Origin of the sequence: Qipengyuania nanhaisediminis, assembly GCF_045862805.1 — a bacterium.
GTDB lineage: Bacteria > Pseudomonadota > Alphaproteobacteria > Sphingomonadales > Sphingomonadaceae > Erythrobacter > Erythrobacter nanhaisediminis_A.
This window is the reverse complement of sequence record NZ_AP025760.1, coordinates 2,043,695-2,055,648: the sequence shown is the minus strand read 5'-3', so window position 1 is coordinate 2,055,648 and position 11,954 is coordinate 2,043,695. Positions and strand designations below refer to the sequence as shown.

Annotated in this window: 14 protein-coding genes; 8 read left to right on the top strand and 6 right to left on the bottom strand. The window is 65.3% G+C overall.

Annotated elements, in window-relative coordinates:
* The first annotated feature begins 33 nt into the window (after positions 1–33).
* The 8 genes from ACKTSM_RS09925 to ACKTSM_RS09890 all read left to right on the top strand — a co-directional run bounded on the left by ACKTSM_RS09925 (position 34) and on the right by ACKTSM_RS09890 (position 6,689).
* On the top strand, positions 34–3,330 hold the full coding sequence (locus ACKTSM_RS09925) for a YdbH domain-containing protein (protein WP_407874495.1): 3,297 nt from the start codon (positions 34–36) through the stop codon (positions 3,328–3,330).
* Positions 3,331–3,395: 65 nt separating this feature from the next.
* The gene (locus ACKTSM_RS09920; protein ID WP_407874494.1) at positions 3,396–3,587 is read left to right on the top strand and encodes a YnbE family lipoprotein; all 192 of its coding nucleotides are present in this window, start codon (positions 3,396–3,398) and stop codon (positions 3,585–3,587) included.
* 31 nt (positions 3,588–3,618) lie between these two features.
* On the top strand, positions 3,619–4,014 hold the full coding sequence (locus ACKTSM_RS09915) for a YdbL family protein (RefSeq protein ID WP_407876350.1): 396 nt from the start codon (positions 3,619–3,621) through the stop codon (positions 4,012–4,014).
* Positions 4,015–4,143: 129 nt separating this feature from the next.
* The gene (locus ACKTSM_RS09910) at positions 4,144–4,476 is read left to right on the top strand and encodes an AtpZ/AtpI family protein (protein ID WP_407874493.1); all 333 of its coding nucleotides are present in this window, start codon (positions 4,144–4,146) and stop codon (positions 4,474–4,476) included.
* 52 nt (positions 4,477–4,528) lie between these two features.
* Positions 4,529–5,317, top strand: coding sequence for a F0F1 ATP synthase subunit A (locus ACKTSM_RS09905; RefSeq protein WP_407874492.1), 789 nt, complete (start codon positions 4,529–4,531; stop codon positions 5,315–5,317).
* Between the two features lie 48 nt (positions 5,318–5,365).
* Positions 5,366–5,593 (top strand): F0F1 ATP synthase subunit C, encoded by a 228-nt coding sequence (locus ACKTSM_RS09900; RefSeq protein WP_027442220.1) that lies wholly within the window; start codon positions 5,366–5,368, stop codon positions 5,591–5,593.
* A gap of 93 nt (positions 5,594–5,686) precedes the next feature.
* Entirely contained in the window at positions 5,687–6,181 is a 495-nt protein-coding gene (locus ACKTSM_RS09895) for an ATPase (RefSeq protein WP_407874491.1), read from the top strand.
* Complete coding sequence (locus ACKTSM_RS09890; protein WP_407874490.1) at positions 6,174–6,689, top strand: hypothetical protein; 516 nt, start codon at positions 6,174–6,176, stop codon at positions 6,687–6,689. The genes ACKTSM_RS09895 and ACKTSM_RS09890 overlap by 8 nt, the downstream gene beginning before the upstream one ends.
* Before the next feature lie 99 nt (positions 6,690–6,788).
* On the opposite strand, the gene ACKTSM_RS09885 is transcribed toward ACKTSM_RS09890, so the two are convergent.
* The 6 genes from ACKTSM_RS09885 to ACKTSM_RS09860 all read right to left on the bottom strand — a co-directional run bounded on the left by ACKTSM_RS09885 (position 6,789) and on the right by ACKTSM_RS09860 (position 11,954).
* Entirely contained in the window at positions 6,789–7,769 is a 981-nt protein-coding gene (locus ACKTSM_RS09885; RefSeq protein ID WP_407874489.1) for an NADPH:quinone oxidoreductase family protein, read from the bottom strand.
* A gap of 10 nt (positions 7,770–7,779) precedes the next feature.
* A complete protein-coding gene (gloB, locus tag ACKTSM_RS09880) occupies positions 7,780–8,538 on the bottom strand; it encodes a hydroxyacylglutathione hydrolase (protein ID WP_407874488.1) in 759 nt (252 codons plus the stop codon).
* 93 nt (positions 8,539–8,631) lie between these two features.
* Positions 8,632–10,341, bottom strand: coding sequence for a 30S ribosomal protein S1 (gene rpsA / locus ACKTSM_RS09875; protein ID WP_407874487.1), 1,710 nt, complete (start codon positions 10,339–10,341; stop codon positions 8,632–8,634).
* Between the two features lie 261 nt (positions 10,342–10,602).
* Positions 10,603–11,241, bottom strand: coding sequence for a (d)CMP kinase (locus ACKTSM_RS09870; protein ID WP_407874486.1), 639 nt, complete (start codon positions 11,239–11,241; stop codon positions 10,603–10,605).
* Positions 11,238–11,513, bottom strand: a complete 276-nt coding sequence (locus tag ACKTSM_RS09865; protein ID WP_407874485.1) for a permease — start codon at positions 11,511–11,513, stop codon at positions 11,238–11,240. The genes ACKTSM_RS09870 and ACKTSM_RS09865 overlap by 4 nt, the downstream gene beginning before the upstream one ends.
* Positions 11,514–11,954 (bottom strand): DUF411 domain-containing protein, encoded by a 441-nt coding sequence (locus ACKTSM_RS09860; RefSeq protein WP_407874484.1) that lies wholly within the window; start codon positions 11,952–11,954, stop codon positions 11,514–11,516.

Here is an 11,954-nt window from a genome sequence, read left to right as displayed (position 1 = left end):
CTTTGGCATGCTTAGGGCGCAAGTGCGGATGCGATGGCTGAAGCCCAACCGGAACATGATCTGCCCGAATTTCGCGCGCGCCGGCGGCTGCGTTTGTGGCCGGCTCGCTGGCGCTGGCGGCTGAGCCTTATCGCGCTGATCGCGCTCGTCCTTTTCGCGTCCGCGATCTGGATCGGGCGCGAAAGGATTGCCGCCAATCTCATCGACGATGCGCTCGATGATGCAGGCATATCGGCAAGCTACGAGATCGCTTCGATCAGCCCCGGGCAGCAGGTCATCGAAAATCTCGTGATCGGCGATCCGGCCGCGCCCGACCTCGTCGTGGACACCGTGCGCGTCGATATCGCATACCGGCTGGGTAGCCCGCGCATCGCGCGCATCGAACTGGTTCGCCCGCGGCTTTACGGCCAATGGCGCGGAGGGGCCGTGAGCTTCGGCGCGCTCGATCCGCTGGTTTTCGGCGAAAGCGATGAACCGGCAGGATTGCCGAATCAGGACATCGCCATTCGCGACGGGCGGGCGCTGATCGCCAGCGAATACGGCGATATCGGGATCAAGATCGAAGGCGAGGGGCCGCTCGACGGCGGTTTTGACGGGATGATTGCCGCCACCGCACCCGGTTTCGGCAGGGATGGGTGCAGGGCGCAGCGGGCAACCTTTTTCGGAACGGTCGCGACCAGCGCCGGAGAGCCGCGCTTCAGCGGCCCGCTTCGCCTGCGCGGCCTGGCATGCGAAGGGGCCGCTGCCAGCAAGCTCGACATCGCCGCCGACATCACCCTGTCCGACGATTTTGCGACGCTCGATGCCGATTTCAGGATCGATGCCGAAGCGCTCGAAGCGCCCGGCGTGACGCTCGGCGTGCTTGGCGGGACCGCGCGCATGACGCTTGGCCTTTCCACCGGCCCGGATGGCGGCCTCGGCAATCTGGCGCTCGAACACGATCTGGTCGGAGAAGATATCGCAGGTCAGGGCATTGGCGCAGGCGATGTCCTGCTGGCGGGAACCGTACGCGCGCGCGATGGCTTTGCCAGCGGCGACTGGAACGCGCGCTTTTCCGTGCAGGACACCCGTATCGACAGGGCGGGACTTGCCGCGCTCTCGCAGTGGCGGCGATCGGCCGATGGGACTCTCGCCGCCCCGCTGCTGGGCAAGCTCGAAGCCGCGCTGCCGCGTGCCGTGGCCGGAGGGACGATCGCGGGCGATCTGACCGCGCGGACGAGCGAGAGCGGCGTGTCGATGATCGTGCCCGAGGCGCGGCTGCGCAGTGCGGGCGGCGAAAGCGTGCTCGCCCTGTCGCGGATCAGCTATACCAGCCGGGGCCAGCGCCTGACCGGCAATTTCCTCACCGGGGGTGCGGGCATGCCGCGCATCAACGGTCGGATCCAGCAGGTGCGTGGCGGCGACCTGGTCGCGCGCATCGCCATGGCCGAATATCGCGCAGGCTCCGATGCGCTGGCAATCCCGCGGCTCGAACTGCGCCGCGATTCGCGCGGGCGGGTGACGTTCAACGGACAGGTGCGGGCCGATGGCGCGATTCCCGGCGGGCAGGTCAGTGGGCTTGTCCTCCCGCTCGAAGGTAGCTGGTCTCAGCGCGCAGGGCTGGAAATCGGGCGGCGCTGCACGCAGGTGCGGATGGAGCGGCTCGTCTATGGCGACCTGAGCCTTCGGGGCCGCGCGGTGACCTTGTGCCCCGCGCTCGCCAATGGCGAGGCGATGCTGCGCTACCGCGACCAGCTCGCCATCGCGGTGGCGAGTGATGATCTCGACCTTGCCGGCGAGCTTGCCGGAACGCGCGCGCACATCACCGCCGCGCGCGCCGTGCTCGGCTATCCGGGGGACTTTCGTGCCGAAGGTCTCGTCGCGGTCCTAGGCGATGCCGGCAACCAGGTGCGCCTAACGCTCGACGCGATCGAGGGCGGCTTTGGCAGCGAGTTCGGCGGGCGCTTCGAAGGCGGTACCGCCGGGCTCGATGCGGTCCCGCTCGACCTGTCGCACTTGTCGGGCCTATGGCGCTACCGAGACGGCGCGCTGGCCATCGACGAGGCCGCTTTCACGCTGACGGAGCGCACTGGTCCGGGGCCCGATCTGGCCGATCAGGCGCGGTTCGAGCCGATGGTGACCGACAGCGCGCAGCTGCGCCTTGCAGACGGCATCATCACCGCAACCGCGCCGCTCGACCGGCTAGGCCAGCGCGTGACCGACGTCGCGGTGCGCCACGATTTGTCGAGCGGTATCGGCCATGCCGTGCTCGACGTGCCCGGACTGCGCTTTGGCGACCGGCTGCAACCCGAAGACCTGTCCTACCTCGCCAAGGGCGTGATCGCCGCGGCCGAGGGCGAGATAGAAGGCGAGGGCCGGATCGACTGGAACGGATCGGATGTCACCTCGACAGGGACCTTCCGCAGCGATTCCCTCGATTTCGCGGCGGCGTTCGGGCCGGTGCGCGGCCTCAGCGGCGAAATCGTCTTCACCGACCTTCTCGGTCTCACCACCGCTCCGGGACAGAGATTGACGATCGGGTCGGTCAATCCGGGTGTCGAGGCGCTGGGCGGAGAGGTGGTCTTCGCGCTCACCAATGGCGAACTGATCGATATCGGCAGCGGGCGCTGGCCGTTCATGGGCGGCGAGTTGATCCTGCGACCGGTCACGATCGATTATGGCGGCGCTGGCGGCCAAAGCTACGTGTTCGAGATCGTCGGGCTCGATGCGGCGCAATTCGTGGCTCAGATGGAATTGTCGAACCTGTCGGCCACGGGCATATTCGATGGCACCATCCCCATTCATTTCGACGAGGCCGGCAATGGTTCGATCCGCGGCGGGCTGCTGATCTCGCGGCCGCCGGGCGGCAATGTCGCCTATGTCGGCGAACTGACCTACGAAGACCTCGGCACGATGGCCAATTTCGCCTTCCAGACCCTGCGCTCGCTCGATTACAACCAGATGCAGATCGAGCTGAACGGCAATCTCGCAGGCGAGATCATAACCAATTTCACGATCGACGGGGTGCGCCAGGGCGAGGGCGCGGAACGCAATTTCCTGACCCGCCAGCTCGCCCAGATCCCGATCCGTTTCGCGATCAATGTGCGGTCGGAGAATTTCTACCTGCTCGCCACGATCGTGCGCGGCCTGTTCGACCCCACCGTGTTCGGTAATCCGGTCGACCAGGGCCTGCTCAGGGTCGAGGACGGCCGCTTTGTGCCCGGCGACCGGTTCGTCGAACCCGTGCCGCAACCCACCGAAGACCCGTCGACCCGAGCGCCAGTGCCGGGCGAGCCCCAGCGCGGCGATGAACCCGCCGTTCAACCTCCAGAAAGCGATGAAATGCCATGACCGAGCCGAAATTGACCATCATGGGCGCCGCTGCCACAAGAATTGCTCAGACAGGGAGCGGGCGCATGGATACGAGAATATTGGCCAGGACCGGATTGGCCGCGCTCGGCGCGCTCGCGCTTTCAGGGTGCATCAATGTCTCTGCCCCCGAAGAACCGATCGTGATCGAGCTCAATGTCAATATCCGGGCCGAAGTGCTCTACCGGCTGGCCGAGGATGCCAGCAACACGATCGAGGAAAATGCCGACATCTTCTGACGCCGAGGCGGCCGGAAGACGCGAAAAGGATATGATGATGAACACGCTTACCAAATCGCTGCTCGCCGCTGCCGCCGGCATCGTCGCGGTTACGGGCCTTGTCGCGCCCGCCCAGGCCCAGCGCGACCCGGCCTATGCCGCCGCGCGCGCCAATGGCAGCGTGGGCGAACAGACCGATGGCTATCTCGGCATTGTCGGCGCCGCCACGCCCGCACTCCAGCGGCTGGTCAATGACATCAATATCCGCCGCCGCGCGGTCTATGCCGAAAAGGCGCAGGCCAACAATGCGACGCTCGAGCAATACGCCACCACCGCCGGGTGCCAGGCGATTGCGCGAACGGTGCCGGGCGAGAAGTACCAGGCGCCCGACGGAAGCTGGAAGACGCGCACCGATGCGCCGCCCGAGAGACTGCCGATCTGCCCGTGATCCGGTGCCCGTGGGGCAAAAGCACGCACCGGCACCATTGACTCCGGAATCGCGCTCTTCTAGGGGGCAGGCGCCCTTGGCGGGCACCTCGTTGTTGCGTGCCTCGCATCCCTCTTCAAGGACGCAAGCATGAGCGACGAGAAACCCGCCCGAGAACCCATTGCCGAGGATGCGCGGATCGACGCGCTCGAAGCGCGGCTCAAGGCCGCACGCGAGCGTGAAGAAGAGCGCAACCGGCCGACGGTCAAGGGGGCCGATGCGAACTATCGCAGCGGCAACCGGGTACTGGCGGATCTGCTTGGCGGGATTCTTGGTGGCAGCGTGATGGGATGGCTCTTCGATTGGGTCTTCGGCACGCTCCCATGGGGTCTGTTGGTCGGCCTGTTCTTCGGAATCGGGGTCGCCTTCAGGAACATCATTCGTGCGGCAAACACTCGCCCCGGGGATGACGGCTCTTGCTGAGCCGGTATCCGTCAAACGGGGCGTTTTTACAGGTACCAAGGAACAAGAGATCGTGGCAGCCGAAGAAGGCAAGGTCGATCCGATGAAGCAGTTCCAGATCGAGCCGTTGTTCGGCGAGACCTGGGAAGTCGCTGGCTTCAACATCGCATTCACCAATTCCGCCCTGTGGATGGCGATCGCGACCGTCCTGTTGTGGGTGTTCGTCGCCGGCGGGATGAAGCGCGAGCTCGTGCCCGGTCGCTGGCAGATGGCGGTCGAGAGCTTCACCGGCTTCATCGACGACATGCTCGAGGCGAATATCGGCAAGGAAGGGCGCAAATACGTCCCCTATGTCTTCTCGCTGTTCATGTTCATCCTGTTCGCCAACCTGCTCGGCCTGCTGCCGGTGGGGCTGATCCCGGGTGTCCACGCCTTCACCTTCACCAGCCACTTCACCGTCACCGGCGTCCTGGCTGCGATCAGTTTCTCGATCGTCCTGATCGTCGGATTCTGGAAGCACGGAATCAAGTTCTTCACGCTGTTCGTGCCCCACGGCACGCCCGCGCCGATGATCCCCGCGATCTTCCTGATCGAGCTGTTTTCCTTCCTGATCCGCCCCTTCAGCCTCGCGCTGCGACTGTTCGTGGCGATGATGGCCGGCCACGTCCTGCTCAAGGTGCTCTCCAGCTTCGTTATCGATGGTGCCAATTACGGCATCGGGACCACGCTGATCGTCGCACTGCCGAGCTTTGCCCTGATGATCGCGATCAGCGCGCTCGAGATCCTTGTTGCGGGCATCCAGGCCTATGTTTTCGCATTGCTCACCTCGCTCTACATCAACGACGCCGAGCACTTGCACTAAGTTCACATTTACCTTTCCAACCGATTTGAATTTCAAGGAGTTATTACAATGGAAGCAGAAGCAGCCAAGCTCGTCGGCGCAGGCCTCGCAGCGATCGGTGCCGGCATGGCCGCGATCGGCGTGGGCAACGTCTTCGGTTCGTTCCTCGAAAGCGCGCTGCGCAATCCGGGCGCCGCAGACGGCCAGCAGGGTCGCCTGTTCATCGGCTTCGCCGCAGCCGAACTTCTCGGCCTGCTGGCGTTCGTCGTCGCGATGATCCTGATCTTCGTCGCCTGATCGAACCTGTTGGTGCGGGCCGGTCCTTTCGTGGCCGGCCCCGCCGACGGCACATATTGATTTAACCGCGGACCCAAGGACGGATCGGCGCTCATGCCCCAGATAGCCCAGCTCGCCGAAACATTCTCCAGCCAGATCTTCTGGTTGCTGGTGTTCTTCGGCATCACCTTTTTCCTGATCGGTCGCGGCATGGTGCCCAAGGTGATGAGCACCGTGGCATTGCGCGACAAGCAGATCGAGGACGACCTTGCCGCAGCGCAGGCCGCCCGCGACGCGGCTGACGAGCAGGAAGAAGCCTGGCGCGCTGCCGAAAACGAAAACCGCGCACAGGCCCAGGCCCTGATCGGCGAAGCCAAGGCCAAGGCCGCAGCCGCGACCGAGGCCAAGCTGGCCAAGGCGCAGGAACGGCTCGACGCGCAGCTCGCTGCCGCCGAAGCCGAGATCGAGGCCGCGCGCAACAGCGCCATGACCGAGATCGAAAGCGTCGCCGCCGAGGCCACCCAGGACATCGTCGCCCGGCTCGCAGGGGCCAAGGTCGACAAGCGGACCGCCCGGTCTGCCGTGAAGAAGGCGCTCGCCAATGGCTGATATCGCAACCCTGTTCGTGGCCGAAGGCCCCGCCGCATTCGGTGTCGATTCCTATCAGTGGGTGAGCCTTGCCATGCTCGTCCTGATCGGGGTCTTCATCTGGAAGAAGGTCCCCGGGATGATCACCGGCGGGCTCGACGACAAGATCGCACAGATCAAGCAGCAGCTTGACGAAGCCAAGGCGCTGCGCGCCGAGGCCGAGACCCTGCGCGAGGAATATGCCAGCAAGATCGCCGGCGCGCAGAAGGACGCCGAAAAGATGATGGAAGGCGCGCGCCGCGAAGCCGACGCCATCCTCGCCAAGGCCGAAGCCGACAGCGAAGCCATGGTCGCGCGCCGCCAGCGCATGGCCGAGGACAAGATCGCCGCCGCCGAGCGCGACGCGGTCGACAATGTCCGCGCCAGTGCTGCCAATGCCGCGGCCGCCGCATCGCGCAGCATCATCGCTGAAAAGCACGATGCCGAGGCCGATCGCGCGCTCGCCGACAAGGTCATTTCATCGATCTGATCCTGGCGCGCCAGCACCAGTTTTCCGGTTGGAGAGAGGAAGGGCGGTCCATTGCGGGCCGCCTTTCTTGTATCGGCAGAACGCGCGTGACCTCGCGCCTCAATGGGCGGGGTCGAAGACGACCTTGCCAACCAGTTCGCGGCTTTCCATCGCCGCGAACCCCTCTCGCCAGCGGCTCAATGGCAGCGCCCGGTCGATGGTCGGCACGATCCGCCCTTCGCGCGCAAGTTCGGCGATCGCCGCGTTGATCGCGTCCCCGCGTTCGGGAAAGCGCCGGGCATATTCGCCGGCGCGCAATCCGATGATCGAAAAGCCCTTGATCAGCGGAATATTGGTCGCGATCTCGGCAATCCTGCCGCCGGCGAAACCGGCCACCACCAGCTTTCCGCCAAACGCCACGCAACGGGTAGATTCGTCGAATACGTCGCCGCCGACAGGGTCGAAGACGATGTCGCACAGCGCGCCGCCGGTGATCTGCGCAACCTCGTCGCGAAACCGGCCGCTGGCCACGATGACATGATCGGGAGAGACCGCGGCGCTGATGCGGTCCGACTTTTCCGGCACGCCGGTCGCAGCAATCACCCGTGCACCCAGCGCTCGCGCGAGGTCGCAGGCTGCAAGCCCCACGCCTCCGCTTGCGCCGTGGACCAGCACCCGCTGGCCTTCGCTCAGCCCGCCAAGCTCGACGAGGCCGGTATAGGCGGTCGTATAGGCCGCGCCGATTGCCGCGCCCTGCGCGAAGGACAGACCATCGGGGATCGGCGTAAGCCCGGCGGCCGGAATGCTCGCATATTCGGCAAAGGCACCGGTCTTGTTGCCGCCCATGACCCGGTCTCCGGGGGCCAAGCCGCTATCCGCGTCCGCTTCGATCACTTCGCCCGCGCATTCGAGGCCCAAGGTGAAGGGCGGGGCGGGCCTGAACTGGTATTGCCCGCGCGTCATCAGGAGGTCGGGAAAGTTGAGCGAGGCCGCACGCACGCGGACCAGCACTTCGCCGGGATTGCGGCGGACACCCGCGATGTCGGCGAGCATGACCCCTGAAAGATCATCGCTCAGCCGTTCGACCCTCAGCGCGCGCATGTGGCGGTCTTCAGAAATTGTCCTTGGCGGCTCTCAGCGCGGCAAAGGTCTCGTGCGGGGCATCGCCGCCCCAGCGCGCCTGCATGGCCGGTTCGTCGGCGCGCAGGAAGGGGTTGGTGGCGAGTTCGCGCCTGAGCACGGTCGGAACGGTCCATTCGCCGCGCGCGCGCTTTTCATCGATCTCGGCGGCGTAGGCCTTCAGATCCTCGTTGTCGGGATCGGCGTGGAGCGCGAACGCGGCATTGGCCTGCGTGTATTCATGCGCGCAATAAAGGACGGTCGCGGTCGAAAGCCGCTTGATCCTCTCGAGGCTGCGCCAGAATTGCTCGGGCTCGCCTTCGAACATGCGTCCGCAGCCCAGCGCGAACACGCTGTCGCCGACAAAGGCGATGCCTTCCTCGACCACGTGATAGGCGATGTGGCCGTTGGTGTGGCCCGAGACATCGATCACGTCGGCGCGGTGTTCGCCCAGCTGCACCGTGTCGCCGTGCTCGACCACGCGGTCGACCGGACCGAACTTGTCAGCCACCTCGGCAGGAGCGAGCACGCGCGCGCCGGTCGCCTCGACAATCTCTGCGTTCCCGCCGGCATGATCGGGGTGCCAGTGGGTGTTCCAGATATGGGTGATCGTCCAGCCCTTGGCCTCGGCCTGTTTCAGATATTCCTTGGCATCGGGCGTATCGATCGCGGCGGTTTCATTCGTGACCGAGTTGTGGAGCAAAAATCCGTAATTGTCGGACAGGCAGGGGAATTGATGGACTGTAAGCATGGGCGGGACCCTAGACCTCTGGAGAGCCATAGAAAAGGCCCGCCTGCTCGGTTGAGCGGGCGGGCCATTTCGTTTGCCTGATCGGCGTCCGGCTTAGTCGTCGCTCTTCTTGAGAGCTTCGCCCAGGATGTCGCCGAGCGATGCGCCCGAATCGGACGAACCGAACTGCTGCACCGCTTCCTTCTCTTCGGCGATCTGACGCGCCTTGATCGAGAAGTTGGGCTTCTTCGAACGGTCGAAACCGGTGACCATCGCGTCGACCTTGGCGCCGACCTGGAAGCGGTCGGGACGCTGTTCGTCGCGGTCGCGGCCGAGGTCCGAACGCTTGATGAAGCCGGTCGCGCCGTCGTCGCCAACCTGGACCTCGAGACCGCCATCGCGGACTTCGAGAACGGTGACGGTGACGGTCTGGCCCTTGCGGAGCGAACCGGCTGCGGCGGCACCCGCTTCGGTCGGAGCACCCTTTTCAAGCTGCTTCATGCCGAGGCTGATGCGTTCCTTCTCGACATCGACGTCGAGAACCACGGCCTTGACCTCTTCGCCCTTGCGGTGAAGCGCGAGCGCGTCTTCGCCCGAGATGCCCCAGGCGATGTCGGACATGTGGACCATGCCGTCGACGTCGCCGTCGAGGCCGATGAACAGGCCGAACTCGGTGGCGTTCTTGACTTCGCCGGTGACTTCGGTGCCGACCGGGTGCTTCTCGGCGAACTCTTCCCACGGATTGCGCTGGGCTTGCTTGAGGCCGAGGCTGATGCGACGCTTTTCGCTGTCGACTTCGAGCACCATCACTTCGACTTCCTGCGAAGTGCTGACGATCTTGCCCGGGTGGACGTTCTTCTTGGTCCAGCTCATTTCGGAGACGTGGACAAGGCCCTCGATGCCCGGCTCGAGTTCGACGAAGGCGCCGTATTCGGTGATGTTGGTGACCTGGCCGGTGAGCTTCATGCCGACCGGATACTTGGCCGCGACACCGTCCCACGGATCGCTTTCGAGCTGCTTCATGCCGAGGCTGATGCGCTGCGTTTCGGCATTGATGCGGACGATCTGCACGGTCACGGTGTCACCGATATTGATGACTTCGCTCGGGTGGTTGACGCGCTTGTAGCTCATGTCGGTGACGTGGAGCAGGCCGTCGATCCCGCCGAGGTCGACGAAGGCGCCGTAATCGGTGATGTTCTTGACCACGCCGTCGATCACCTGGCCTTCGGCCAGCTTGTCGATCAGTTCGCTGCGCTGTTCGGCGCGGGTTTCCTCGAGCACCGCGCGGCGCGAGACGACGATATTGCCGCGGCGACGATCCATCTTGAGGATCTGGAAGGGCTGCGGCACTTCCATCAGCGGGGTGACATCGCGCACGGGGCGGATATCGACCTGGCTGCCGGGCAGGAAGGCGACGGCGCCGTCGAGGTCGACGGTGAAGCCGCCCTTGACGCGGCCGAAGATGCGGCCTTCGACGCGCTTGCCTTCGCCGAATTCGTTTTCGAGCTTGTCCCAGGCGGCTTCGCGGCGGGCGCGGTCGCGGCTGAGCATGGCTTCGCCGTCGGCATTCTCGACGCGGTCGACATAGACTTCGACTTCATCGCCGACCGACAGGCCGTGATCGTCTTCGCCGCGGGCGAATTCCTTGAGATTGACGCGGCCTTCGGACTTGAGGCCGACATCGATGACGGCGTGACCGGCTTCGATCGCGGTCACGGTGCCCTTGACGACGCGGCCTTCGAAACCGCCATCGTCGGCGCCGCCGAGTTGTTCGTTGAGCAGCGCTTCGAAATCGTCGCGCGTAGGCATTTCCTGGGTTGCCATGGGTAAGGCGTTCCTTGGTTTACATTTGCTACCGGCCACCGGTTTTTCCGGGGTCTTAAACCGCCGCCTGGCGCACCATTGCGCTGGCCTTGCGGGCAAGAGGCCGTGTGTCTCCGCGAGGCCGGATGCCAGCGCGAAGGTCCGCTCAATCGGAAAATGATTGCGAGAACGGGCGCGCGCCTAGGGCAAAAGGGTGCGAAAGGCAAGCGAATTGGGCCGCGGCCGCCGTGGGGGCGGGGCCCAAATATGCGCCCCGTGACCTCAGCTTCGCCCGAGCGCTTCGCAGATCGCTTCGAGCACGACCTGGTAGGCGGCCTCGCGATCGAAGCTGGTTGTGTCGATCACCAGCGCATCGGGGGCAGCCCTTAGCGGGGCGTCCTTGCGGCCCATGTCGCGGGCATCGCGCGCGACGATATCGCGCTCGATCTCGGCGAGCGGGATCTCGTCCTCGGAGCCGATGCCTTTTTCGATCATTTCGAGCCACCGGCGCCGCGCTCGCTCCTGGACGCTGGCGGTGATGTACAGCTTCACATCGGCATCGGGCGCGATCACTGTGCCGATATCGCGCCCATCGAGCACTGCGCCGCCGGGTTGCTCGGCAAAGGCGCGCTGGCGTTCAAACAGCGCCTTGCGAACCTCGGGATGGACCGACACGCGGCTTGCCAGCCCGCCCACCTCTTCGCTGCGGAGGACGGGATCGTCCATCAGGGCATCGGCAAAGCCGCAGGCCGCGAGCGCGTCGAGGGGGTTGTCCGGATCGCCGCCATCGAGCGCGACCTGCCGCCCCACGGCGCGGTATAGCAGGCCGGTGTCGAGATAGGGCACGCCGAAATGGGCAGCGATTGCCCTCGCGATCGTGCCCTTGCCGCTGGCTGTCGGCCCGTCGACCGCGATGATCATGACGGTGTCTCCGGCTTGGCGGGGCGGGACCTGCGCAGTGCCTTGACCAGCCCGAAGATCGCGATCGCTGCCCAGAACCCTTCGAGCACGAGGCTGGGCCAGTTGGTGTGGACCAGCAGGCTGATCGTCAGCAGCGCCGCGCCGGCCAGATTGGTGCCGTGCAGGATGAACGGATTGGGCTCGTCGACATAGGTCAGGTAGGCATAGGCGCCGATGATGCAGGCGGTGCCGACGAAACCGATGATCGAATAGATGTCGAACGCGCTGTCCACTCAGTTGTAACTCGCAAAGACAAAGCGCGTATCGTCACCGAAGGCGATCACGTCATAGGGCTGGGTGCGCCCGCCCATTTCCATGCCCGGCGATCCCAGCGGCATTCCGGCAACGGCAAGCCCGCGCACGCCTTCGGGACGTTCTTCGAGCAGGCGGGCGATCTGTTCGGCAGGGACATGGCCTTCGATCACGTAGCCATCGACCACCATGGTGTGGCAGCCCCACAAATCCTGCGGAACGCGATGCTCGGCCTTGATCCGCGCCATTTCGCCGGTTTCTCTCACCGCGACCTCGACCGCGTTGGCGTGTTCGACATGGTCCGCCCAGGCCAGGCAGCATCCGCAGGAGGGGTCGCGAAACATTTCATAGGTGGCCGCCTGTGCGGCGCTCGAACAGGCGGCGAGCATCAGGAGGGCAGAGGCAAGGGGGCGAGATGGCAT

Excerpts from the sequence above, each read along its gene's own strand:
- ACKTSM_RS09895 (WP_407874491.1), top strand. The coding sequence starts at position 5,687 with ATGCCCCAGATAGCCCAGCTCGCCGAAACATTCTCCAGCCAGATCTTC.
- rpsA (WP_407874487.1), bottom strand. The coding sequence starts at position 10,341 with ATGGCAACCCAGGAAATGCCTACGCGCGACGATTTCGAAGCGCTGCTC.
- gloB (WP_407874488.1), bottom strand. The coding sequence starts at position 8,538 with ATGCTTACAGTCCATCAATTCCCCTGCCTGTCCGACAATTACGGATTT.
- ACKTSM_RS09915 (WP_407876350.1), top strand. The coding sequence starts at position 3,619 with ATGATGATGAACACGCTTACCAAATCGCTGCTCGCCGCTGCCGCCGGC.
- ACKTSM_RS09925 (WP_407874495.1), top strand. The coding sequence starts at position 34 with ATGGCTGAAGCCCAACCGGAACATGATCTGCCCGAATTTCGCGCGCGC.
- ACKTSM_RS09885 (WP_407874489.1), bottom strand. The coding sequence starts at position 7,769 with ATGCGCGCGCTGAGGGTCGAACGGCTGAGCGATGATCTTTCAGGGGTC.
- ACKTSM_RS09870 (WP_407874486.1), bottom strand. The coding sequence starts at position 11,241 with ATGATCATCGCGGTCGACGGGCCGACAGCCAGCGGCAAGGGCACGATC.
- ACKTSM_RS09860 (WP_407874484.1), bottom strand. The coding sequence starts at position 11,954 with ATGCCATCTCGCCCCCTTGCCTCTGCCCTCCTGATGCTCGCCGCCTGT.
- ACKTSM_RS09900 (WP_027442220.1), top strand. The coding sequence starts at position 5,366 with ATGGAAGCAGAAGCAGCCAAGCTCGTCGGCGCAGGCCTCGCAGCGATC.
- ACKTSM_RS09920 (WP_407874494.1), top strand. The coding sequence starts at position 3,396 with ATGGATACGAGAATATTGGCCAGGACCGGATTGGCCGCGCTCGGCGCG.
- ACKTSM_RS09890 (WP_407874490.1), top strand. The coding sequence starts at position 6,174 with ATGGCTGATATCGCAACCCTGTTCGTGGCCGAAGGCCCCGCCGCATTC.
- ACKTSM_RS09910 (WP_407874493.1), top strand. The coding sequence starts at position 4,144 with ATGAGCGACGAGAAACCCGCCCGAGAACCCATTGCCGAGGATGCGCGG.